Consider the following 23379-nt stretch of genomic DNA (forward strand, 5'->3'; position numbering starts at 1 on the left):
TTATCAACGCAATGGGGCGATTATGGGGTGTTGTAACAATGAGAAAGGCTGTGAAGCGAGAAAAACATCACGGCGTATTCCTTGGTTCGCAGTGACCATTGGTGTGCTCGCGCTGTTGGTGATATTTAATTGGCAATGAAAAAGGATCGCTGACTGCGATCCTTTTCTTATTTTTGTCGTTGAGTGTTGGCAATCTTACTTGCTTTCTGCTGCCAAAATCGCAAAACAACGATCTGCCGCTTCCAATGTTGCCTCAATCTCTTTGCTGCCGTGAGCTAATGAGGTGAAGCTGGCTTCAAAGGCAGAAGGTGCCAAATAAACACCGTGATCAATCATGAGGTGGAAGAAGCGTTTGAAGCGTTCAATATCGCACTTAGTGACATCTTCATAGCAAGTGATCTGCTCTTGCTCAGTAAAGAAGAAGCCAAACATACCGCCCACTTGGTTAACCACAAGTGGAATGCCATGCTGTGCAGCAAGAGACTTAAAGCCATCGGCCAGATGTTTGGTTTTTGATGCCAGACGCTTTTCGTTGCCTTCTTCACGCAGCAACGTTAAACAAGCGTAGCCCGCCGCCATGGCTACAGGGTTACCTGATAATGTTCCTGCTTGGTAAACAGGACCGGTCGGGGCGATGTACTGCATGACTTCTTTACGGCCACCAAATGCACCAACAGGCATGCCACCACCAATAACCTTACCAAGTGTGGTCAAGTCTGGTTTGATGTTGTAGTGAGCTTGTGCACCACCAAGTGCCACACGGAAGCCAGTCATCACTTCATCAAAAATCAGCAGTGCGCCTTCTTGATCGCAGATCTCGCGTAGCCCCTCGTGGAAGCCTTCCACTGGCGGAATACAGTTCATGTTGCCCGCCACTGGTTCAACGATGATACACGCGATTTCCCCCTTGTTTGCGGCAAACAGCTCTCGTACTGAATCGAGATCGTTAAATGTAGCGGTTAGGGTATGTTTTGCGAAATCGGCAGGTACACCTGGAGAGCTTGGTTGGCCTAGAGTCAATGCACCAGAGCCCGCCTTAACAAGCAAGCTGTCTGCGTGGCCGTGATAACAACCTTCAAACTTCAGAATTTTATCTCGGCCAGTGAAGCCGCGTGCTAGGCGGATTGCACTCATGGTCGCTTCAGTACCTGAACTGACCATGCGTAGTTGCTCCATCGAAGGAACGAGCTCGGAAACCAACTCAGCCATTTTGATTTCCATTTCGGTCGGAGCACCAAAACTGAGACCACGTTGCGCTGCATCAATCACCGCTTCACGAATCACCGCGTGGTTATGGCCCAAAATCATCGGACCCCATGAACCTACGTAATCGATGTAGGCTTTGCCATCCGCATCAAAAATGAAAGCGCCATCGGCTCTTTCGACGAAAATTGGCGAACCGCCAACGCCGTTGAACGCACGAACGGGTGAGTTAACGCCACCAGGAATGGTTTGCTGGGCTTTTTGATACAGCTCGGCTGATTTGGTCATGGGTTTATCCTCTTCTGATTGCTCGGACCAAGTGGCGGGCATTGTACCTCTCTCAACGGCAGTTAGAAATATTTTGCTTCGGTTTATGACTCTATTCACGGGATTTATAAAAATGTTCTGTTTAGATAATGAGTATTTGGCGAAACATTGTAGACAATACAGTGGTGAATACTTGAACGTATTGGTCAGGTATTGGATAATCTCGCGATAGCTAAAACAATACCATCGTCAGCGGCCTCTAATATCGAGATTGTCTGGCGGGAATACACGAGTGAGAGAGGTCGTCGTGAGCGATATTAATCTACCATTATCATTTTCTGATGCAGCAGCAGCACGAGTTAAGATGTTGATTGCTGAAGAAGAAAACCCAGCGCTTAAATTGCGTGTTTACATTACTGGCGGTGGTTGTAGCGGCTTCCAGTACGGTTTTACTTTTGATGAAAGCGTCAATGAAGGCGATACCACTATCGAAAACAGTGGTGTTACGTTAGTTGTTGACCCAATGAGTCTGCAGTATTTAATTGGCGGCGTTGTCGATTACACAGAAGGGTTGGAAGGCTCACGCTTTTTCGTCAACAACCCAAATGCAACAACCACGTGTGGTTGTGGTGCATCATTCAGCGTGTAATGTCATCAACAGCTGATTATCAGGTGGTTGGCACAACCAGCCACCTCAGTTTTACGTATTAGGATGTCACGTAAAACTTGCTCCAGATTCCGTCTTGCTGAGCAAAAAATAAAAAGGACTTTCTATGTCTATCAAACAACAAGGCCGCCAGTTTATTCAGCGTCCGTGGCTAGTATCTCTTCTTATCATTCTCATCTTAGGTGCATGGCTTGGTTTTGGCAGTAGCAAAGCCGATGAAACATCGTCCACCAAAGCCGCGCAAGAAATTCCATTAGCGAAAGTCGTGTATCAAACGTTCCTGGCTCAGCCAACGGCACGCAGTATTGATCTGTATGGTCGAACCGCGCCCAACCGCCAAGCTCGTTTAGGCGCAGAGATTGCGGGAAAAATCGTGCGTTTAGAAGTCGAGAAAGGCCAAGCGGTACGTAAAGGTCAGGTGATTGCGATAATCGATAAGCGTGATTTGGATTATCGCTTGCAGCGCGCGAAAGCCATGCTTGAAGTGAAGCTGAAAGAGTTTAAGGCAGCGCAATCCTTGAAAAGTCGCGGTTTACAAGGCGAAGTCGCGTTTGCAACAGCAGAAGCTGCTTTGGTTGACGCAAAAGCCAATCTCAACAATGTGGAAACCGAGCTGAGCAATACAGAAGTTCGGGCTCCTTTTGATGGCATCCTTGATAGCCGTTTTGTCGAAGTGGGGGATTTCGTTGGTATTGGCGATCCAGTGGCGACCGTGATCGATCTACAAAAATTGGTGATTGAAGCCGACGTCAGCGAAAGACATGTTCAGCATCTGGCGGCGAAACAGATGGCGCAAGTGCGTTTGATTGGTGGGCAGCTATTGCAAGGCGCAATTCGTTATGTTGGGCAAGTCTCTTCCCCTTCAACCAATACCTTTCCCATTGAAATTGAAGTCGACAACAGCCAGCATCGCATTCCTGCAGGTGTTAGCGCAGAAGTGCAGTTAACCCTAGATCAGACATCCGCGATTAAAGTGACGCCAGCGATGTTGGCTCTTGATGAGCGTGGTAATTTAGGCGTCAAAACAGTGCAGAATCAGCATGTACGCTTTGTTCCTATTCAATTGGTAAAAGCCGAGCAAGATGGCGTGTGGCTGTCTGGCTTGGGAGAAGAGGTTGACATTATCGTACTGGGGCAAGGTTTTGTTCGAGATGGCGATTTGGTTGATGCGACACCGCAAACAGAACTCGTAACCAATTGAGGAGAGCACCATGTTATCTGTGATAGATGCGGTTCTTTCCCGCTCTCGTACCATGATGACGCTGCTGGTGATGATTTTGCTGGCAGGCATTGGTACTTACATGACGATTCCTAAAGAATCGAGTCCAGACATCACTATTCCGATTATTTACGTTTCCGTCGGCCACCAAGGCATCTCTCCTACGGATGCGGAGCGTTTGCTTGTGCGTCCGATAGAGCAAGAGCTGCGTTCTATCGAAGGGGTCAAAGAGATGACTTCGACGGCATCGGAAGGGCATGCTTCGGTTATGTTGGAGTTTACTGTGGGGGTAGACCTAGCAAAGGCGATGGCGGATGTTCGTGATGCCGTGGATCTCGCTAAGCCCAAATTACCTGCCGATAGCGACGAGCCTACCGTTAATGAAGTTACTTTGGCGTCGGAAGAGCCGGTACTGTCAGTGGTGCTTTATGGCACGCTACCAGAGCGTACCATTGTTCAAATTGCTCGCCAGCTACGCGATAAGTTAGAGAGTTATCGCCAAGTCCTTGAGGTCGATATTGCCGGTGATCGCGAAGACATTGTTGAAATCATCGTCGATCCCTTGTTGATGGAAAGTTATGGCCTCGATCAAGGTGACATTTACAACCTGATCGCGTTGAACAACCGAGTGGTGGCGGCCGGTTTTGTTGACACGGGTTATGGCCGTTTCTCGGTCAAAGTACCTTCCGTGTTTGATTCATTAAAGGATGTGTTAGAACTACCAATCAAAGTGGATGGTAAGCAGGTCATTACGTTTGCCGATGTGGCGACAGTACGGAGAGCTTTTCGCGATCCGGAGTCTTTTGCTCGTCTAGATGGTAAGCCGGCCGTGGTACTCGATGTAAAAAAACGCGCCGGTGAAAATATCATCGAAACCGTTGAGTTGGTTAAACGAGTGATTGAAGAAGGTCAAAAGCGGGCAGATTGGCCAGATAACTTGCTGGTGAAATACACCTGGGATCAGTCGGAAGATGTTGAGTTGATGCTCAATGATCTGCAAAACAACATATTGTCCGCGATCATTTTGGTGGTCATCGTCATTATTGCCATTTTGGGTGTTCGAACTGCGTTGCTTGTGGGGATCTCGATCCCAGGCTCCTTCCTCACTGGCTTATTGGTTTTGGCCGTGTTCGGTCTCACCGTCAATATCGTGGTGCTCTTTTCTCTGATCATGGCTGTAGGCATGCTGGTGGACGGGGCTATTGTGGTCACCGAGTTTGCCGATCGCCGTATGCAGGAAGGGGTCGAACGCAAACAGGCGTATCGTGACGCAGCCAAACGCATGGCGTGGCCGATTACCGCATCAACAGCGACGACGTTAGCTGCATTTGCACCACTGCTTTTCTGGCCCGATATTACGGGCGAATTCATGAAGTATTTGCCTTTGACCTTAATTGCGACGTTAGCGGCGTCTCTCATTATGGCGTTGTTGTTTGTGCCAGTATTAGGGGGGCTGATCGGCAAGCCGCAAAATGTCTCAAGTGAGAATCAGCGTCGTATGGTGGCTTTGCACAATGGTGAATTCGACAAAGCAACGGGTATCACCAAGCTTTACTACCATACTTTGGCGATTGCCGTGCGACACCCATTGAAGATCTTGTTGAGCGCGATCCTAATGGCGGGTGGTGTTGGCTTTGCCTATAACAAAGCTGGGTTAGGAGCGGAGTTTTTCCCTGAAGTCGATCCTCCTTTCTTTACGGTGAAAGTTCGTTCTTACGGTGACTTGTCGATTTTTGAGAAAGACGTCGTGATGCGAGATATCGAACAAGTGATGCTTGGGCATGATGAGTTTGAAAGCGTCTATACCCGAACTGGTGGTGATGACGAAATTGGCCAGATCCAAATTACGCCTGTGGATTGGCAGTATCGGCGTAAAGTCAAAGAGATTATTGATGAGTTAAAACAAACCACATCCACATTCTCTGGGGTTGAGATCGAATATAAATTTCCCGATGCAGGGCCGCCAGTGGAGCATGATTTGGTGATCGAGATGTCATCTCGAATCCCTGAGCACCTTGATGATGCGGCTAAAGTGGTGCGCCATTGGGCGGACAATAATCCTGCGCTGACTAACTTGAGTGATACTTCCAGCAAGGAAGGGATCGATTGGCAAATCGACATTCGCCGTGACGATGCCTCGCGTTTTGCAGCTGACGCGACTTTGGTTGGCAATACGGTCCAGTTTGTGACTAATGGTTTGAAAATTGGTGATTACTTACCGGATGACGCCAATGAAGAAGTGGACATTTTGGTACGCTATCCGGAAGAAAAACGCGACATTGGGCGCTTTGATCAGTTAAGAGTGAAGACTCCCGCAGGGCTTGTGCCGATTACCAATTTTGCGCAGATCAAACCTGAGCCTAAACAAGATACGATCAAACGGATTGATGGGCAGCGAGTGATCAACGTCATGGCCGATATGGTTGAGGGTTACAACTTAGCGCTTGAACTGCCAAAGATTGAGCAAGCGCTCAGTGAGCTTGGCTTGCCTGAGGGCGTGGAGTTTCGGATTCGAGGGCAAAATGAAGAGCAGGAGCATTCATCCGCGTTTTTACAAAACGCCTTTATGATCGCACTGGCGGTGATGGCACTTATCTTGATCACTCAGTTTAATAGTTTCTATCAAGCGTTTTTGATCCTCAGTGCTGTGCTCTTTTCCACGGTCGGGGTTTTTGCTGGGCTGTTGATTTTCCAAAAACCGTTTGGCGTTATTATGTCGGGCATCGGTGTTATTGCGTTGGCAGGTATTGTGGTGAACAACAATATTGTATTGATCGACACTTATAACCAGTTACGCCAACGTGGTTTAGACAAAGAAGAAGCGATCTTGCGCACTGGGGTTCAGCGTTTAAGGCCGGTGATGCTCACCACGGTGACGACCATCCTTGGATTATTGCCGATGGTATTGGAAATGAATATCGACTTGATCAACCAAAAAATTGAGTTTGGTGCACCAAGTACCCAGTGGTGGTCACAGTTGGCAACCGCTGTAGCGGGTGGTTTGGCGTTTGCGACGGTATTAACTTTAGTATTGACGCCATGTTTATTGATGCTGGGGCGAGAACATAGAAGTGTGAATGAAGACGATGACGTCGAAGAAGATCTCATCGACGAGGTTCATACCAACATTCCACCTGCAGCAAACTCTGAATCCGGAAAAGTCGTCGGCTTGTAATCTCCAAACCCTATTAAGCAAAAGAGAGGCAAACCTTGCCTCTCTTTTTGCTTTTCGTGTTCTGACGCTTGCTTAGTTCATTGCCAGTAACTTACTGTAGCGCTCCAATTTATCAAGACGCAGTTTAGAATTGGCGATGAAGGTCTCTTTTGCTTGTCCGCTCAACGATTGAGCTTGAGGTAAGCTGACCGTTCTGGGGTTTTTGTGAACCCCGTTGACCAAAAATTCATAATGCAGGTGAGGGCCTGTCACACGGCCTGTTCCGCCTAAAGTACCAATACTTTGGCCTTGTTTGACTCGCTGTCCGGTCTTGACCAATCTCTTTTGTAGATGCAAATACTTCGTCAGATAAGTATTGCTGTGGCGGATAAACACATAGTTGCCGTTAAATTGGTTGTATCCCGCTTGTTGTACGACACCATCGCCTGCGGCCCAAATGGGTGTGCCAACGGGGGCAACGTAGTCAGTCCCTCGGTGCGCTTTGACTTGACCGGTAACGGGATGCAGTCGGCGAGGGTTAAAGTTAGAGCTTACGCGTCGGAAATCGATAGGTGCCCGCAAGAACGCTTTCTTCATTGCTCGCCCATTCTCGTCGTAATAGTTGCCTGTTTTGTCATCATAGATGGCGGTGAAGGTGTCGCCTTGGTTACGGAAAATAGCAGCAATAATACGGCCACGACCGATAACTTCTCCTTCTACAACCTGTTCTTGATAAAGCACGCGAAAGCTGTCTCGTTCACGAATATCTTGCGCAAAGTCGATGTCCCAGCCAAAAATCCCGGCGAGTTCCATTATTTGATTAGCCGTCAATCCTGCGCTGATGGCGGCATTCCAAAAGTTTGAAGTAATGGACGCTTCGGCATACGCGTACTGGTAGTTCACTTCCTTATTATTAAGCTGAGAGCGGTAACCAGTATCGCTTCGAGTGATTTCAAAGGTTTCGAAGGCATTCACCTGGCGTTTGAGTTTGACTAATTGATCCTGTGCATCAAAGCCAAATTGCAGCATATCACCAGGTTTAAGGCGAGAAAGTTGAGTTTTGATCTCATCGTTGGTGGTGATCAATTGGTGTAATAAGGAAGCTGATAAGCCAATGCGTTGGAATAAGATGGCGGCGCTTTCCCCATCCTTCACGCGATAGCGTTCCCAACGATGCACTGAGGATTCGGTAGACAAAACGGGATTGATTGACAATCGCTGCATCTCGATGTCAATAGGGTAGTGGCGTCCTACTTCTAAACGGTTCTCTTTTGGGCGCAGTTCATTAGCATCAGGCAAAAGAAACAGAGCGATAAAAATTATCGCACTAAAAAAGCCGATCAGCACTTTGTGCAATATGGGAAGACGGGCAAAAATTGAAAGCATATCGGGTTTATACGGTTTATGAAGACAAAATTAACAACGGAATAGTCTAACTTGTTTCAAAAATCATCGCTATTCAAGTAAGATGTCCAGCTATTATATTTTGCCAAATTTGTGGGAGTGAACAAGCATGGCGAGCATTGAAGCCGCTTTAGCCGAGATTAAGCGCGGTGTTGAAGAGCTGATTCCAGAAGAAGAGTTAATCGCAAAACTAAAAGAAGGTCGTCCTCTTCGCATTAAATTGGGTGCCGATCCAACTGCGCCTGATATTCACTTAGGTCATACCGTCATTTTGAATAAGCTGCGTGCGTTTCAAGATCTTGGCCATGATGTGACATTTTTGATTGGTGACTTTACTGGTATGGTCGGTGACCCTACTGGTAAAAACTCGACGCGCCCACCGTTGACTCGTGAAGATGTGCTACGCAATGCTGAAACCTATAAGCAGCAAGTGTTCAAAATTCTCGATCCTGCGAAAACAAAAATTCAGTTTAACTCTGAATGGTTGTCTGAGCTTGGTGCTGAAGGCATGATTCGTCTTGCGGCAAACCAGACCGTTGCACGTATGCTAGAGCGTGATGATTTCAAAAAACGCTATGCAGGTGGTCAGCCAATCGCTATTCATGAGTTTATGTACCCACTTCTACAAGGCTACGACTCAGTGGCGATGGAAACCGACGTAGAGCTCGGTGGTACTGACCAGAAGTTTAACTTGCTCATGGGCCGTGAACTGCAAAAAGCGAACGGACAAAAACCGCAAGTGGTATTGATGATGCCTCTTCTTGTTGGCCTAGACGGCGAGAAGAAAATGTCAAAATCAGCCAACAACTACATTGGTGTTAGCGAAGCACCAAGCGAGATGTTTGGTAAGATCATGTCAATCTCAGATGATCTGATGTGGAGCTACTACGAGTTGCTTTCTTTCCGTCCATTGGAAGAGCTAGCTCAGTTCAAAGCGGATGTTGCAGCAGGTAAAAACCCACGTGATATCAAAGTACTGTTAGCAAAAGAGATCATTGCACGTTTCCATAGTGAAGCCGATGCGGATGCGGCCGAACAAGAGTTCGTTAACCGTTTTGCGAAAAATCAGATCCCTGATGAAATGCCAGAGTTTACTTTTGCTGTAGGCACGCCAATGGCGAACTTGCTAAAAGAAGCAGAGCTATGTTCATCAACATCGGAAGCGATGCGTATGGTTAAACAAGGCGCGGCTAAGATGGATGGTGAAAAAGTAGAAGATGCCAAAGCAGAACCATGCGTTGGTACGTATGTGTTCCAAGTTGGTAAACGTAAGTTTGCTCGAATCACTATTGCGTAAGATGCGCCCCTAGGGCATCTCACTGCTATTGAAAAGCGCCTTCTTAAAGGCGCTTCAGACTGCTGACAAAGGTCTAGCTTTCGAGCTAGACCTTTGATCTAATAGGGGTATCGAAATATGGATACTCCGATATGCTTCAAGAACCGACTCCGCAACAATACGAACTGGAAATGGTGACGATGGAACAGTTAGTTCCTAAAAACCATTTAGTGCGCAAAATCGATAATGCTATCGACTTTGAATTCATTCGTGATGAAGTCGCTCATCTTTATTGTAAAGATAATGGGCGTCCACCTGTTGACCCTGTTCGTCTCTTCAAAATCATCTTGCTTGGTTATATCTTTGGTATAAAAAGTGAGCGTCAGCTCGTTAAAGAAATTGAAGTGAATGTCGCTTACCGTTGGTTCTTACGGATGTCATTAACAGAGAAAGTCATCCACGCTTCGACTCTAAGCCAAAACCGCATTCGTCGCTTTAATGGCACGGATGTATTCGAACGTATTTTTATCAATATCGTAGAGCAAGCCATGACGAAAGGCTTGGTCGCGGGTCAAGAGCTCTTTACGGACAGTACTCATCTCAAAGCGAACGCCAACAAGAATAAACACACCAATAAAGTCACGGCGGTTCGCGCGAGTGCCTATCTTGATATGCTGGATGACGACGTCGCGTTAGACCGAGAAAAAGCGGGTAAGAAGCCTCTTAAGGCTCGTGAATCAGAGTCAAAAACAAAGAATACCAAAACCAGCACCACTGACCCAGAGAGTGGCTTCATGACTCGTGATAATAAGCCACAAGGCTTCTTCTACCTCGACCATCGAACCGTTGATGGTCAACATGGAATTATCCTCGATACCTATACCACCGCGGGCAACATCAATGACTCACAGCCTTACGTTCAACGCTTAGATTACACGCTTGCTACATTCCAATTGAACCCGATAGCCGTTGGACTGGATGCGGGCTACTTTACCGCTCCAGTGGCGGAGTCACTTGAACGTCGAGGTATTCTTGGCGTGTTCGGTTATCGACGTCCATCGAGAACGAAAAATGCGTTCAAAAAGAAACACTTTACTTACGATGCGCAAAGAGACTGCTACCAGTGTCCGAATGGTCAGGCGTTGCTTTATAAAACCACGTCACGCGATGCCTACCGAGAATACCACTCAGACCCGAAAGAGTGTGCGTTCTGTCCAATGAGGGATGACTGTACTCAAAGCAAAAACATGAAGAAAGTGATTACTCGGCATATCTATAGCGATGCCGTAGAGAGAGCAAATCAAATGCGGCTTTCTTCCTATGGTAAGAAGACCTATCGACGTCGAAGTGAAACAGTAGAACGGAGCTTTGCAGATGCCAAGCAACATCATGGTCATCGTTATGCTCGCTTCCGAGGTCTAGCCAACGTGCAAATGCAATGTTGGTTGGCAGCGGCAGCCCAAAACATCAAGAAGATAGCGTTGGTGGTGAACTATCTACGAAAAATGGGCTTAAATATGGCAGAAATAAGGCAGATACTTGCTTCTGTATACCCATGTAATGAATGGGAACTTCTGCGCACGATATAACAAAAAAAAATCACGATCGCGACCTACGGTCGCTTCCAAAAAAGAACCCCACTTAAAAAGCGGGGTTCGTCATCAATCTGAAGCGCCTTCTTAAAGGCGCTTTTTTTCTACTTGTTGATAGGTTTTGAAACGTAAGATGAACCAAGTTTCAAAGAGGAGAAGCGACAAAATAGCGTACTGCCAATGTGTACCGTAAGCCACAAAAAATAATACGCTGAGCATAGATACCCAAATCAACAGCAAAGAGTGAATTTTTTCTCGCCTCGTTAAACCTTGTTTCTTGTTAAGGCGCTGTGCTAAAGGGCCAAGCTTAGGATGGTTGAGTAGCCACTGTTGAAAAATAGGGGAAGATTTCCCGAAGCAGTAAAGTGCCAATAGGATAAAGGGCACCGTAGGTAACAGTGGTACTGTGATGCCAATCGTGCCTAGAATGACACACGTCCAGCCAATGCAGTTGTAACCTTTACGGCGAAAAGCTTCTTTGTCTTTTATTGGGTGATGTTTCATGATGATATTCCCCAGCCAAATATCAACAAGTATGGCTGGGGTTTAGCTTAAATGGCAACTTGTGCTGTTTTTCGTTAGTTGTGTTTTACTTGTGTAAACTCAACTAAATCTCGATAAAACTCACGCTCAAAGCGTGTGATAGGCGCAACATTGCCACTCTCTTCTTTATCAGGGTAGTAATCGGTAATAAATTGAATGAAGGCGGCGCTTGGCTGTCCATTCTGGTCTAAAACAAATCCTGCCATATTATAGCTGCCATAAAGTGAGCCACTTTTAGCGACGATCTGCCCTTTAACTGGATCACTGCGCATACTTTGGCGGTACTTGAGGGTACCGGATTCTCCGGACTTTGGCATCAATGCCACTAAACCGAGCTCTTTATCGTGTTGCCAGATGTATTTTAAGATCGACATCATATCCATAGGGTTGATTCGATTATTACGTGACAAGCCTGAACCGTCGGCGAGTTGAGCGCGAGAAAGATCAATTCCTGCTTTGGAATAAAGAATCTGTTTCACCGCTTCAGTGCCATTGGCAAAGCTACCGGGTTGCAAGTAAAAGCGAGCCCCAATCGCTTTAGTCAGGTTGTCGGCAATTAGATTATCAGAGTCCTTTAGCATGGTGTCTAATAACTCTGGCAAGGTCGCTGAAGAGTGGCTGGCAATGACATTGGCTTTATTTGGCATGACGCCAATTTTAATTTCTCCACCAAGTTCGATTTTGAGCTTTCTCAACAAGGTATATAAAGTTCGGCTTGTGTATTGAGTTGAGTCTTGAATCGCGAACTTAAGGGGCAACGGCTTGTCTCTCTCAACCAGACAGCCTTGTAGCTGATATTGGTTGTTATCCCCCGTCAACAGCTCTAAGTCGCAATGATTACTCTGTTGGATCGCTTTAGAGACGGTTTTCGCATTGGTGGTAACGTGAATCGGGTACTGCTCTGGCACGTAAACTCGTGTATTGCCATCGGCCGATGTGTAAATAGAGGCCTGAGCGCAGTTCTCATCTAATGTAATGGCACTTGAAGGGGCACTGTAGCAAACACCCAAAATATCCCAAGGCCAACCCACCGCGCGCTCATAGCCTGTAAACACCGAGTTGTCGAGCCAAAGGTCTCCACGAATGTTCGCGCCATTTTGCTGCTTGTAGACTTCTAAAAGCTGTTTTAAATGTGCGGTTTTAAGCGTGGGATCGCCAGAGAACCGAATGCTGATGTCACGGCCATTGCTTAACAGTTCGGTGGTGAAGGCAAAGTCGTCTTCAAGTTCCAGTTTGGCCGCTAGGGCGGTGGCCAGTTTGAGTGTGCTTGCTGGCGGGAAAAAGCGGGTATTTTGCGCTAAGGTTTGCCAAGAGGTTTGGCTTTGTAAGTCTTCAACCCAAATACTGCTTCTACTGCCATCTGGGAGGTTGCTTAGTGGTGAGTATTCTTCTGCCTGAATGGTGGGAGAAGCAGCAAGCAAGAAGCAAAAGCTCGATGCGAAAAGTGAAGCGAGAAAACGCATAGTGACAACCCAATCTATCTAGAATGGCTTGATTATAGCGAGGATAAAAAACGCCCGCTAGTTGCGGGCGTTTGCGATTCAGTCAAGGCTGAAATTAGAAGTCGTAACGTAGACCTAGTGCTAGCTCGTCTTCTGCATTGATCTTAGTTGCTGTAGCGTAGCCAGCGCCGCCAACTGTACCAATCTTATCGCCAGAGTCGATTAGGTTGAAGTTGTAAGAAACGTAACCACGGAAGTTAGGTTTGAAGTAGTAGGTTGCGTCAACGGCAAAGTTATCAGCAGAAGTTTGGCTGTTCGTTTCTGCGTTGTTGTACGTAGTGGTGAACACGGTTTGACCCATAGTGTACTTAGCTGCTAGCTCGTAACCAGTGTAATCGCCTTTTTCTTTTGCTTTTTCGCCATCGGTGTAGATACCTGCAAAGTATAGGTCGCCCATAGTGTAAGACGCCGCTAGCATGTATTCATTTTGCTCGTCTTGATCAGCGTAACCGCCACCAAGCGTTAGGCCAGTTTGGCCGATAGCGTAGATAGCAGATAGTGAGTAACCATCTTGACCGTTATCCACATATTTACCAGCGTCTACGCCAGTGCCTTCTGAACGGTCAGCAAAACGGTAGCTTGCTTTCACGCTTAGTGCGTCGAATTGACCTTTGTAAGCGATCATGTTGTCTACGCGGTCAGCAACAGCGATTTTATCTGCCGCAGAGTTACCGTGGTAAGCCATGATATCGGTGAAGTCAGTGATCACACCTAGAGCGCCATCGTTTTTACCGTAAGTCACTTCACCAAACTGGCCGCCTAGACCCGCGTAAGTGTAACGGTTGTCTAGGTTGTTGTTTGTTTTGTTTTCGCCTTCATCAGCAGTAGTGAATTCACCTTCGTAGAAACCCACACCGTATAGGCCGTCTTGGATTTCTACTTTACCTAGGAAGTTAAGACGGATACGAGAGTTGTCTGCAACTTTACCATCTTTCATCGATAGGCGGGCTTCAGCACGGCCGCCCATGTCTAGAGAAGTACCATCTTGGTTGTAAAGTTCAGCAGCGTTAACACCAGTTGCCACTGCAGCAGCAGATACAGAAAGTGCGATTAATGTCTTTTTCATTGTTTTGTTGTCCTAGTTTAGCTGTCCATAATCTTTTTGTTGTGAGACGAATATCTCACAGATTATCACTATGATTCTAGATTCATAAATGAGATGCATCTCAAATACTTGGCCAGAGTTATTGGTTGACGTCCAATGTTGTACAGCCAAAGTTCCATGATGGGTTAGTAAAATTATATAAATTCAATCTATGAACACTGTTCGATTGTGTGGTGGGTTTTGTTAATTTGTTGTTTTTAAATGGATTTATACTTATTTACATGCCGCTGACATTGATGATTTTTTATGGTTTTTTATCTATTTGTCGATATTTTGCTCGCATTTTTCACGGTGATGATGATGTGAAAATTGTCAAAATTGATAGGTGGTTTCGGCATTTGAGCTTGGGTACAAGCAAGAATGAAATTAAGGTGATTTAGGCTCAAAGTTTGTTTACACTAGGCGAAATTAATCCGTTCCGTGACTACCTGATCATTCGGTCAGGTAGGTTTTTTTTGTCCAAAGATGACTTTGGCATTGAGGTTGAAAATGGAAAAAGTTCCAATGACGGCTCGCGGCGAGCAATTGCTGCGTAAAGAATTAGAAAGACTTTTAAAAAGACGTCCACTGATCACTGAAGCGATTGCTGAAGCTCGTGAATTGGGTGATTTGAAAGAAAACGCAGAATATCACGCCGCTCGTGAAGAACAGGGCATCTGTGAAGCTCAAATTCGTGATATCGAATATAAACTTTCTGTCGCTCAAGTGATTGATGTGAGCAAAATGGAAAATAACGGCAAAGTTATTTTCGGTGCAACGGTTACTTTGATTGACTGCGATACAGAAGAAGAAAAAACCTACCAAATCGTGGGTGATGATGAAGCGGACATTAAATCTGGCCGTATCTCTGTCAACTCACCGATAGCTCGTGGCCTCATTGGCAAGATGGAAGGCGACGAAGTAGCGATTTCAACGCCAGGTGGTATGAAAGATTTTGAAATTGATAGCGTGGAATACCGATAATTTCCTATCTATCGCACATCAAAAAGGTCGCCAATGGCGACCTTTCTTTTGTGACTAGAAGAAGCACTTAACTTACTTACGAGGAAGTTCAATCTTGCGCTCTTCAGATTGGCGATAAAGTACAAGTGTCTTACCAATTACTTGCACTTTCTCTGCGCCAGTTTCACGCACAATGGCATCAACAATCAGCAATTTTGTTTCACGATCTTCAGATGCGATCTTTACTTTGATCAGCTCGTGAAAGTTCAATGCGATTTCGATTTCGGCTAGCACGGCTTCAGTAAGTCCATTTGCGCCCGTTAGCACAACAGGTTTTAAACTGTGAGCCAGGCCTTTTAGGTGCTGCTTTTGTTTGGTGCTTAGGTTCATTACGCCGCCATTTTTATTTAAACTAAGGGTTGAAAAAACCTATTTTAACGCCATCTATTGCTGAAGACTATAATTTATTAATTAATAGGAACGACCTATTAAATTGATAACTCTGCAACTGGCTTTGTTGAGACTAGAATGAGTAAACAAAAACATTCAGCGAGCTCTAGCCGCTGGTTAAAAGAACACTTTGACGACAAGTATGCGAATGAAGCCAGACGAAAAGGTTACCGTTCTCGTGCTATCTTTAAACTTGAAGAAATTCAACAAAAAGACAAATTGCTAAAACCCGGTATGACGGTTGTTGATCTGGGTGCGGCTCCCGGTGGTTGGTCGCAATACGCCATTGGAGTGGTTGGTGATAGTGGTCGTGTGATTGCTTGTGATATTTTGCCGATGGATTCGATCGCTGGTGTTTCCTTCCTTCAAGGTGATTTTCGTGAGGATGCCGTTTTGGAAGCGCTGCTTGAACGTATTCAACCTGACATGGTGGATGTTGTGATGTCAGATATGGCGCCCAATATTGCCGGTAACAACTCAGTCGATCAGCCAAGAGCAATGTATTTAGTTGAATTAGCTTTAGATATGTGTCGACAAGTTCTTGCACCTAATGGTAGCTTTGTCGTAAAGGTTTTCCAGGGTGAAGGCTTCGATGAATATGTCAAAGAAGTCCGAAACATGTTTAAAGTCGTAAAAATCAGAAAACCAGATTCATCGCGAGCTCGCTCACGAGAAGTCTTTGTTGTAGCCACTGGTTACAAAGGTTAACTATTTGCCCTCACAGGTAAAAGTTAACACTATAGATACAGGTTACAAACTGTAGTACCCTACCTTTAATTACAATTAGTTATCGAGAGGCTGACACCTTGAGTGACATGGCAAAAAATTTAATTCTGTGGCTGGTTATCGCTGTCGTGTTAATGTCGGTATTTCAGAGCTTTGGCCCTGGAGAAAGTAACGGCAGAGCAGTGGATTACACCACATTCGTACAGGAAGTTGGTCAAGGCCAGATTCAAGAAGCAACGTTTAAAGACGGTGAAATTACCTTCGTTAGACGTGGCGGCGGCGGTAAGTTTGTAACTTACATGCCGGTATACGATCAGAAATTGCTGGACGACCTGATCAACCAAAACGTTAAAGTACAAGGTACGCCTCCAGAAGAGCAAAGCTTGCTCGGTACTATCTTTATTTCCTGGTTCCCAATGATTCTACTCATTGGTGTATGGATTTTCTTCATGCGTCAAATGCAAGGTGGCGGTGGCAAAGGTGCCATGTCATTTGGTAAGAGCAAAGCTCGCATGATGAGTGAAGAGCAGATCAAAACGACGTTTGGTGATGTCGCAGGTTGTGACGAAGCCAAAGAAGACGTTAAAGAGCTAGTGGATTATCTACGTGACCCAAGCCGTTTCCAGAAGCTGGGTGGTAAGATTCCAACTGGTGTTTTGATGGTGGGCCCTCCAGGTACGGGTAAAACCTTATTGGCAAAAGCCATTGCTGGTGAGGCGAAAGTCCCATTTTTCACTATTTCCGGTTCTGACTTCGTTGAAATGTTTGTTGGTGTTGGTGCATCGCGTGTTCGTGATATGTTCGAACAGGCAAAAAAAGCCTCACCATGTATCATCTTCATTGATGAAATTGACGCCGTAGGTCGCCAACGTGGTGCCGGTGTCGGTGGTGGTCACGATGAACGTGAACAAACACTAAACCAAATGCTAGTAGAAATGGATGGTTTCGAAGGTAACGAAGGCATTATCGTTATTGCGGCAACCAACCGTCCAGATGTTTTGGACCCTGCACTGCTGCGTCCTGGGCGTTTTGACCGTCAAGTTGTGGTCGGTCTGCCCGACGTACGTGGTCGTGAACAGATCCTAAAAGTGCATATGCGTAAAGTACCGCTAGCGGGTGACGTTGAGCCTTCTCTTATTGCGCGTGGTACACCAGGGTTTTCGGGTGCTGATTTGGCCAACCTAGTTAACGAAGCAGCACTATTTGCTGCGCGTGGCAATAAACGCAATGTCTCTATGGTTGAATTTGAACTGGCAAAAGACAAAATCATGATGGGTGCAGAACGTCGCTCTATGGTGATGTCTGAAGAAATCAAAGAGTCAACGGCGTACCATGAAGCGGGCCATGCGATTGTTGGTCGCCTCGTGCCTGAGCATGATCCTGTTTACAAAGTGTCGATTATTCCTCGCGGGCGTGCACTTGGTGTCACCATGTACTTGCCAGAGCAAGACCGAGTCAGTATGTCTCGTCAGCACTTAGAGTCTATGATTTCAAGCCTATATGGCGGTCGTTTAGCTGAAGAGCTGATTTACGGCGTAGATCGTGTATCAACAGGGGCTTCAAACGATATCGAACGTGCAACTGATATTGCTCGCAAGATGGTGACACAGTGGGGCTTCTCGGAAAAACTTGGTCCAATGCTTTATGCAGAAGAAGAAGGTGAAGTTTTCTTAGGTCGTAGTGTGACACAAACTAAACATATGTCAGACGACACCGCAAAACTGATTGATGATGAAGTTCGTAAGTTGATTGACCGCAACTATGAGCGTGCAAGACAAATCCTAATCGATAACATGGATATCATGCACGCAATGAAAGATGCGTTAATGAAATACGAAACCATCGATGCTGGTCAAATTGATGATCTGATGGCTCGCAAAGAGACCATTCGTGAACCTGCGGGTTGGGGTGATCAAGCGGCAACGGAGAAAACGGAAAAATCAGAAGCAAAAGCTGAAGAGAAAACCGCAGAGCCGGAAGTGACTGCTCAGTCTCAACCAGATGAAGTTCAGCAGCCTACTGACAAAAAAGATGCAGAATAGGTTTTAATTAATAAGGAAACCCCGAGGCAACTCGGGGTTTTTGTATTTCTACTATGATTCTACGTTCTCAAAAAAAATCTTTAGATCTTTTATTCCCTGTTGTGATGGGAATTCTTAATGTCACACCTGACTCGTTTTCCGATGGAGGCCAATTTAATGCGCTTGATGCGGCGTTGGTCCAAGCAGAGCGAATGATTGCTGCTGGTGTGAGTATCATTGATATCGGTGGTGAATCAACACGTCCAGGTGCGCCAGAAGTCTCACTGGAAGAAGAGTTGAAGCGCGTTATTCCGGCAATTCAAGCCATTCGGCAAAAGCATGATGTTTGGATCTCTATTGACACCAGCAAAGCGGAAGTGATGAAGCAAGCTATTGAAGCCGGTGCGGATCTCATTAATGATGTTCGCGCATTGCAGGAACCAGGGGCCTTGGCTGTTGCCGCGAAAGCCCAAGTGCCGATTTGTCTGATGCACATGCAAGGCCAGCCTCGAAGCATGCAGCATAACCCAAGCTATCAAGATGTGTTAAAAGAGGTCGGCGAATTTTTGGAAGAGCGTGTTGCAGCCTGTGAAGAAGCCGGTATTGCTAAAGAGCTGCTTATTCTTGACCCTGGATTTGGTTTTGGCAAAACCATCGAACACAATTATCATCTGTTAGCGCACTTAGAAGCGTTTCATCAATTAGGCTTGCCGATTTTGGCGGGCATGTCTCGCAAATCGATGGTTTTTAAATTACTGAACAAAAAGCCTGCAGAGTGCATGGTGGCTAGTGTAACATGTGCGACGATTGCTGCTATGAAAGGCGCTCAGATCATTCGTGTTCATGATGTCGAAGAGACCGTTGAAGCGATGCGAGTTATTCATATGATGCATAAAAATATCTGAGTTAAAAAGAATATAAGAAGGAATAAACATGTCGGATAAAAGACGTTATTTTGGTACAGATGGTGTTCGTGGGAAAGTAGGCCAGTATCCTATTACTCCCGACTTTGTACTAAAACTTGGCTGGGCTGCAGGTCGTGTATTGGCGAAGCAAGGAACGAAAAAAGTTATTATCGGCAAAGATACGCGTATTTCAGGCTATATGCTTGAGTCTGCTTTAGAGGCGGGGCTTGCGGCTGCGGGCTTAAAGGCGACTTTTACTGGGCCGATGCCAACACCTGCTGTGGCGTACTTGACACAAACATTCCGCGCTGAAGCTGGTATTGTGATCTCGGCTTCTCACAATCCATACTATGACAATGGCATCAAATTTTTCTCTTCTGAAGGGACAAAATTACCCGATGATATTGAGTTAGCTATTGAAGCTGAGTTGGATAAAGAAATCGAATGCGTAGAGTCTGCAGAATTAGGTAAAGCGACACGTCTCAACGACGCGGCCGGTCGTTATATTGAATTTTGTAAAAGTACGTTTCCTTCAGAGTTGAGCCTAGCAAAACTTAAAATCGTTGTAGATTGTGCGAATGGTGCAACGTATCACATTGCGCCAAATGTGTTTACTGAACTGGGTGCTGATGTTATTGCTATGGGCGTAACACCAAACGGTACCAATATTAACCATGAAGTAGGCGCAACCGATGTACGTGCTCTACAACAACGTGTTGTTGAAGAGCAAGCGGATTTAGGATTGGCGTTTGACGGTGATGGTGACCGAATTATCATGGTTGATCACTTAGGCAATAAAGTCGACGGCGACCAAATTGCCTATATTATTGCGCGAGATGCATTGCGTCGTGGTGAACTCAAAGGGGGCGTAGTAGGTACCCTTATGACTAACCTTGGTATGGAAAATGGCCTCAAGCAACTGGGTATTCCATTTGTACGCGCTGCGGTTGGCGATCGCTATGTAATGGAAAAACTGTTGGAGAAAGGTTGGAAGATCGGCGCTGAAAACTCTGGACACGTAATTCTGCTGGATAAAGTAACTACTGGCGATGCCATTGTTGCCGCATTGCAGGTGTTGGCATCTGTTGTGGGCAGTGAGCTATCACTAAATGAGCTTTCAAAAGGCATGACACTTTACCCGCAAGTGCTCGAAAACGTGCGCTTTGCTGGACAAGGCAATCCACTAGAAGCCGAAGCCGTTAAAAAAGCCGTGGAAGACGTTGAAGCCGATTTAGGCAGTAAAGGCCGAGTTCTTCTACGTAAATCAGGTACCGAGCCATTAATTCGTGTGATGGTAGAAGGCGAAGATGGTGAACTTGTACAAAATAGTGCACTTAAAATTGCACAAGCAGTGAAAGACAACTGCTAAATTATCACAAGCTTATCTTCTCGAATGTGAAAGGAGCTACTTTGAAAGTAGCTCTTTTTTTCGATTAAAATTGATATTTTGCCCCTTTTTTAACCGTTCAGTGCATTGTGCTCTTTTTTTTGTATTTTTCGCTTGTCATGAATGACTCCTTTCGTTAGTATTGCTCGGCCTTCAGTTAGGAGGATGCTAGCCTTGTTCTTGCTTGCTTAATGCAAGTCAGAGAATGGCGCTGGCTCAACAATTTGGAACATAGGTGGAAAAATGTTTAGCGTTCTACTTGTGATTTACCTGTTGGCAGCGCTTGGTGTAATTGGCCTTGTGTTGATTCAGCAAGGTAAAGGCGCAGATATGGGAGCCTCGTTCGGTGCGGGCGCATCAAACACTGTTTTTGGTGCCAGCGGCTCAGGTAATTTCCTTACCCGAACAACTGCTATTTTAGCAACAGTATTTTTTATCGTGAGCTTAACGCTTGGTCGCATGTCGACTCATAAAGCAGAGTCTCAATGGGTTGATCCAACACAAGGTCAAGTTGTTGAACAAGTTCAAGATAACGTGAGTGAAGCTCCTGCTAAGTCAGATGAGATTCCTCAATAAGCGAAAGCTTTAAAATTGCCGAGATGGTGAAATTGGTAGACACACTAGCATGAGGTGCTAGCGCCTATGGTGTGAGGGTTCGAGTCCCTCTCTCGGCACCATTGATTTTACAAACTTGTAAATAACTGTGTTGAGCGTATAATGCTCAACTAGTCGGACGCGGGGTGGAGCAGCTTGGTAGCTCGTCGGGCTCATAACCCGAAGGTCGTCGGTTCAAATCCGGCCCCCGCAACCAATTTTAGATTGGATGCAAGTTTGGTAGTGCTAACCACACTACAAGTTAAGCAACATCGGTTGTTTAACGTATCAGGGTCCAGCAACAAAAAACCCCGACTAATCGGGGTTTTTTGTTATCTGTACTTCTCGCCGGTGCGAGTTCTGTACAGATATTGCTTGGTTTTTATATTGGGCTCTGAGCCCTTTTTTTATTTCTGGAGTGGTTTGAATGACTGGTTTAGAAAGACAACTGACAGAGATGCTTGAATCGGCAGTCGTTGCATCCGGTTATGAGTTAGTTGGATTAGAATTTATTCGTGCGGGTGAACACTCGACGTTGCGTATTTACATCGATCATGAAAATGGCATTACCGTTGAAGACTGTGCGGAAGTAAGTCATCAAGTGAGTGCTGTGCTTGATGTTGAAGACCCAATTTCAGTGGCGTATAGCCTAGAAGTTTCTTCACCAGGTTTGGACAGACCACTTTTTAAACCTGCACATTATGAGCAGTTTATCGGTCAAGAAGTCAACGTTGTATTGAAAATGGCTGTAGCCAACCGTCGCAAATGGAAAGGTGAAATCCATTCTGTTGATGGTGAAGCCATTACACTGACGGTTGATGGTCAGCAAGAAGAATTCGCTTTGAGCAACATTTCCAAAGCTAACCTTATCCCTAAATTTTAGTTCCTGAACAAGTTTTCAGATTAGAGGCTAATTAAATGAGTAAAGAAATTTTAGCGGTAGCAGAAGCGGTATCGAACGAGAAAGCGGTACCTCGTGAGCGTATCTTTGAAGCTTTGGAGATTGCTTTAGCGACTTCGACTAAGAAAAAATACGAAATCGAAATCGATGTACGTGTTGCTATCGACCGTAAAACAGGCGAATTCGTCACATTCCGTCGTTGGTTGGTGGTTGATGAAGTAGAAAACCCAACGAAAGAAATTTCGTTTGAAGCTGCTAACTACGACGATGAATCTGTTCAGCTTGGTGATTTCATTGAAGAAGAGATCGAGTCAGTAACGTTTGACCGTATCACTACTCAAACTGCAAAACAGGTTATTGTACAAAAAGTTCGCGAGGCAGAGCGTGCACAAATCGTTGAGCAGTTTATTGATAACGAAGGTGACCTAGTTACTGGTGTTGTGAAAAAAGTAAACCGTGAAACAGTGGTTCTTGATCTAGGCAACAACGCGGAAGCGGTAATTCTGCGCGATGACCAACTACCTCGTGAAAACTTCCGTCCGGGTGACCGTGTACGTGGTCTTCTATATAAAGTTGCACCAGAAGCACGAGGCTTCCAATTGTTCATCACGCGTTCTAAACCTGAAATGCTTGCTGAACTATTCCGCGTTGAAGTTCCTGAAATCGCAGAAGAAATCATTGAGCTTAAAGGCGCTGCACGCGATCCTGGTTCTCGTGCCAAAATCGCAGTGAAAACAAATGACAGACGTATTGATCCTGTTGGTGCGTGTGTCGGCATGCGTGGTGCGCGTGTTCAAGCGGTTTCTGGTGAGCTTGGTGGCGAGCGTATTGACATTGTGCTTTGGGACGATAACCCAGCTCAGTTCGTTATCAACGCGATGGCGCCAGCGGATGTTGCATCCATCATTGTTGATGAAGATGCCCACTCAATGGATATTGCTGTTGAAGCGGGTAACTTGGCGCAAGCTATCGGCCGTAACGGTCAGAACGTACGTCTAGCGTCTCAACTAACGGGTTGGGAACTGAACGTAATGACGGTTGAAGATCTGCAGAAGAAACACGCAGAAGAGTCTCAAGCGTCAATCGAAAACTTCATGAAATATCTAGATATCGAAGAAGACTTCGCTCAACTGCTTGTTGAAGAAGGTTTCTCGACACTAGAAGAAGTCGCATACGTACCAGTAAACGAGCTATTAGAAGTTGAAGGTCTGGATGAAGATCTAATCGAAGAGCTACGTAGCCGTGCGAAAGATGCACTAACCACGATCGCATTAGCTCGTGAAGAGTCATTCGAGGGTGTAGAGCCAGCAGAAGATCTACTAAATCTAGAAGGTCTTGAGCGTGAAATGGCATTCAAATTGGCTGCGAAAGGTGTTGCATCACTGGAAGATCTAGCAGACCAGGGCATCGATGATTTAGAAGGTATCGACGGTCTAACAGAAGAGCGTGCAGGTCAGTTGATCATGGCAGCACGTAATATCTGTTGGTTCGGAGAAGAAGCATAATATTCAGCAAGGGGAG

General features: G+C 45.8%; 19 protein-coding genes and 2 tRNA genes. 15 read left to right on the plus strand and 6 right to left on the minus strand.

The genetic code is table 11. The features are described from left to right. Positions 1–195 precede the first annotated feature (195 nt). On the minus strand, positions 196–1491 hold the full coding sequence (hemL, locus tag AOT11_RS10070) for a glutamate-1-semialdehyde 2,1-aminomutase (protein ID WP_026060813.1): 1296 nt from the start codon (positions 1489–1491) through the stop codon (positions 196–198). A gap of 286 nt (positions 1492–1777) precedes the next feature. Between hemL and erpA the strand changes: the two genes are divergently transcribed. The 3 genes from erpA (at position 1778) to AOT11_RS10085 (ending at position 6531) form a co-directional block, all read left to right on the plus strand. Then, the gene (gene erpA, locus AOT11_RS10075) at positions 1778–2119 is read left to right on the plus strand and encodes an iron-sulfur cluster insertion protein ErpA (RefSeq protein WP_011079598.1); all 342 of its coding nucleotides are present in this window, start codon (positions 1778–1780) and stop codon (positions 2117–2119) included. 124 nt (positions 2120–2243) lie between these two features. Then, positions 2244–3338, plus strand: coding sequence for an efflux RND transporter periplasmic adaptor subunit (locus AOT11_RS10080; RefSeq protein WP_017421235.1), 1095 nt, complete (start codon positions 2244–2246; stop codon positions 3336–3338). Positions 3339–3348: 10 nt separating this feature from the next. After that, positions 3349–6531: an efflux RND transporter permease subunit gene (locus AOT11_RS10085; protein ID WP_017421236.1), complete on the plus strand. Its 3183-nt coding sequence runs from the start codon at positions 3349–3351 to the stop codon at positions 6529–6531. A gap of 72 nt (positions 6532–6603) precedes the next feature. Here AOT11_RS10085 and AOT11_RS10090 read toward each other — a convergent pair whose 3' ends face one another. Then, on the minus strand, positions 6604–7896 hold the full coding sequence (locus AOT11_RS10090; protein WP_017421237.1) for a peptidoglycan DD-metalloendopeptidase family protein: 1293 nt from the start codon (positions 7894–7896) through the stop codon (positions 6604–6606). Positions 7897–8023: 127 nt separating this feature from the next. On the opposite strand from AOT11_RS10090, the gene tyrS reads away from it, so the two are divergent. Together tyrS and AOT11_RS10100 are read left to right on the plus strand one after the other, a co-directional pair. Beyond that, positions 8024–9211, plus strand: coding sequence for a tyrosine--tRNA ligase (gene tyrS / locus AOT11_RS10095; protein ID WP_017421238.1), 1188 nt, complete (start codon positions 8024–8026; stop codon positions 9209–9211). Positions 9212–9342: 131 nt separating this feature from the next. After that, positions 9343–10779: an IS1182 family transposase gene (locus AOT11_RS10100; protein ID WP_017428762.1), complete on the plus strand. Its 1437-nt coding sequence runs from the start codon at positions 9343–9345 to the stop codon at positions 10777–10779. A gap of 90 nt (positions 10780–10869) precedes the next feature. On the opposite strand, the gene AOT11_RS10105 is transcribed toward AOT11_RS10100, so the two are convergent. The 3 genes from AOT11_RS10105 to AOT11_RS10115 all read right to left on the minus strand — a co-directional run bounded on the left by AOT11_RS10105 (position 10870) and on the right by AOT11_RS10115 (position 13893). Further along, entirely contained in the window at positions 10870–11286 is a 417-nt protein-coding gene (locus AOT11_RS10105) for a YbaN family protein (RefSeq protein ID WP_017419783.1), read from the minus strand. 74 nt (positions 11287–11360) lie between these two features. Further along, a complete protein-coding gene (gene dacB, locus AOT11_RS10110; RefSeq protein ID WP_017419784.1) occupies positions 11361–12788 on the minus strand; it encodes a serine-type D-Ala-D-Ala carboxypeptidase in 1428 nt (475 codons plus the stop codon). 94 nt (positions 12789–12882) lie between these two features. Beyond that, a complete protein-coding gene (locus AOT11_RS10115) occupies positions 12883–13893 on the minus strand; it encodes a porin (RefSeq protein ID WP_017419785.1) in 1011 nt (336 codons plus the stop codon). Between the two features lie 528 nt (positions 13894–14421). Between AOT11_RS10115 and greA the strand changes: the two genes are divergently transcribed. Continuing rightward, on the plus strand, positions 14422–14895 hold the full coding sequence (gene greA / locus AOT11_RS10120; protein WP_011079607.1) for a transcription elongation factor GreA: 474 nt from the start codon (positions 14422–14424) through the stop codon (positions 14893–14895). 72 nt (positions 14896–14967) lie between these two features. Here the strand turns inward: greA and yhbY are convergent, their stop codons facing one another. Next, positions 14968–15264, minus strand: a complete 297-nt coding sequence (gene yhbY / locus AOT11_RS10125; RefSeq protein WP_017419787.1) for a ribosome assembly RNA-binding protein YhbY — start codon at positions 15262–15264, stop codon at positions 14968–14970. A gap of 138 nt (positions 15265–15402) precedes the next feature. Here yhbY and rlmE point away from each other — a divergent pair, with 138 nt between their 5' ends. The 9 genes from rlmE (at position 15403) to nusA (ending at position 23363) form a co-directional block, all read left to right on the plus strand. Then, on the plus strand, positions 15403–16032 hold the full coding sequence (rlmE, locus tag AOT11_RS10130) for a 23S rRNA (uridine(2552)-2'-O)-methyltransferase RlmE (RefSeq protein WP_011079609.1): 630 nt from the start codon (positions 15403–15405) through the stop codon (positions 16030–16032). Positions 16033–16139: 107 nt separating this feature from the next. Further along, the gene (gene ftsH, locus AOT11_RS10135; protein WP_039468633.1) at positions 16140–18092 is read left to right on the plus strand and encodes an ATP-dependent zinc metalloprotease FtsH; all 1953 of its coding nucleotides are present in this window, start codon (positions 16140–16142) and stop codon (positions 18090–18092) included. A 53-nt stretch (positions 18093–18145) separates the two neighbouring features. Further along, on the plus strand, positions 18146–18976 hold the full coding sequence (gene folP, locus AOT11_RS10140; RefSeq protein ID WP_017419788.1) for a dihydropteroate synthase: 831 nt from the start codon (positions 18146–18148) through the stop codon (positions 18974–18976). Positions 18977–19004: 28 nt separating this feature from the next. Further along, positions 19005–20345, plus strand: coding sequence for a phosphoglucosamine mutase (glmM, locus tag AOT11_RS10145; protein ID WP_013571177.1), 1341 nt, complete (start codon positions 19005–19007; stop codon positions 20343–20345). Positions 20346–20606: 261 nt separating this feature from the next. Next, positions 20607–20939 (plus strand): preprotein translocase subunit SecG, encoded by a 333-nt coding sequence (gene secG / locus AOT11_RS10150; RefSeq protein ID WP_011079613.1) that lies wholly within the window; start codon positions 20607–20609, stop codon positions 20937–20939. 17 nt (positions 20940–20956) lie between these two features. Next, positions 20957–21040: transfer RNA gene (locus tag AOT11_RS10155), tRNA-Leu, on the plus strand. 57 nt (positions 21041–21097) lie between these two features. Continuing rightward, positions 21098–21174: transfer RNA gene (locus AOT11_RS10160), tRNA-Met, on the plus strand. 210 nt (positions 21175–21384) lie between these two features. After that, a complete protein-coding gene (rimP, locus tag AOT11_RS10165; RefSeq protein WP_011079614.1) occupies positions 21385–21840 on the plus strand; it encodes a ribosome maturation factor RimP in 456 nt (151 codons plus the stop codon). A gap of 35 nt (positions 21841–21875) precedes the next feature. Next, complete coding sequence (nusA, locus tag AOT11_RS10170; RefSeq protein ID WP_017419789.1) at positions 21876–23363, plus strand: transcription termination factor NusA; 1488 nt, start codon at positions 21876–21878, stop codon at positions 23361–23363. Positions 23364–23379 lie beyond the last annotated feature (16 nt).

Origin of the sequence: Vibrio vulnificus NBRC 15645 = ATCC 27562, from assembly GCF_002224265.1 — a bacterium.
Classification (GTDB): Bacteria; Pseudomonadota; Gammaproteobacteria; order Enterobacterales; family Vibrionaceae; genus Vibrio; species Vibrio vulnificus.

Excerpts from the sequence above, each read along its gene's own strand:
- hemL (WP_026060813.1), bottom strand. The coding sequence starts at position 1,491 with ATGACCAAATCAGCCGAGCTGTATCAAAAAGCCCAGCAAACCATTCCT.
- AOT11_RS10080 (WP_017421235.1), top strand. The coding sequence starts at position 2,244 with ATGTCTATCAAACAACAAGGCCGCCAGTTTATTCAGCGTCCGTGGCTA.
- AOT11_RS10085 (WP_017421236.1), top strand. The coding sequence starts at position 3,349 with ATGTTATCTGTGATAGATGCGGTTCTTTCCCGCTCTCGTACCATGATG.
- AOT11_RS10090 (WP_017421237.1), bottom strand. The coding sequence starts at position 7,896 with ATGCTTTCAATTTTTGCCCGTCTTCCCATATTGCACAAAGTGCTGATC.
- tyrS (WP_017421238.1), top strand. The coding sequence starts at position 8,024 with ATGGCGAGCATTGAAGCCGCTTTAGCCGAGATTAAGCGCGGTGTTGAA.
- AOT11_RS10100 (WP_017428762.1), top strand. The coding sequence starts at position 9,343 with ATGCTTCAAGAACCGACTCCGCAACAATACGAACTGGAAATGGTGACG.
- AOT11_RS10105 (WP_017419783.1), bottom strand. The coding sequence starts at position 11,286 with ATGAAACATCACCCAATAAAAGACAAAGAAGCTTTTCGCCGTAAAGGT.
- dacB (WP_017419784.1), bottom strand. The coding sequence starts at position 12,788 with ATGCGTTTTCTCGCTTCACTTTTCGCATCGAGCTTTTGCTTCTTGCTT.
- AOT11_RS10115 (WP_017419785.1), bottom strand. The coding sequence starts at position 13,893 with ATGAAAAAGACATTAATCGCACTTTCTGTATCTGCTGCTGCAGTGGCA.
- greA (WP_011079607.1), top strand. The coding sequence starts at position 14,422 with ATGGAAAAAGTTCCAATGACGGCTCGCGGCGAGCAATTGCTGCGTAAA.
- yhbY (WP_017419787.1), bottom strand. The coding sequence starts at position 15,264 with ATGAACCTAAGCACCAAACAAAAGCAGCACCTAAAAGGCCTGGCTCAC.
- rlmE (WP_011079609.1), top strand. The coding sequence starts at position 15,403 with ATGAGTAAACAAAAACATTCAGCGAGCTCTAGCCGCTGGTTAAAAGAA.
- ftsH (WP_039468633.1), top strand. The coding sequence starts at position 16,140 with ATGGCAAAAAATTTAATTCTGTGGCTGGTTATCGCTGTCGTGTTAATG.
- folP (WP_017419788.1), top strand. The coding sequence starts at position 18,146 with ATGATTCTACGTTCTCAAAAAAAATCTTTAGATCTTTTATTCCCTGTT.
- glmM (WP_013571177.1), top strand. The coding sequence starts at position 19,005 with ATGTCGGATAAAAGACGTTATTTTGGTACAGATGGTGTTCGTGGGAAA.
- secG (WP_011079613.1), top strand. The coding sequence starts at position 20,607 with ATGTTTAGCGTTCTACTTGTGATTTACCTGTTGGCAGCGCTTGGTGTA.
- rimP (WP_011079614.1), top strand. The coding sequence starts at position 21,385 with ATGACTGGTTTAGAAAGACAACTGACAGAGATGCTTGAATCGGCAGTC.
- nusA (WP_017419789.1), top strand. The coding sequence starts at position 21,876 with ATGAGTAAAGAAATTTTAGCGGTAGCAGAAGCGGTATCGAACGAGAAA.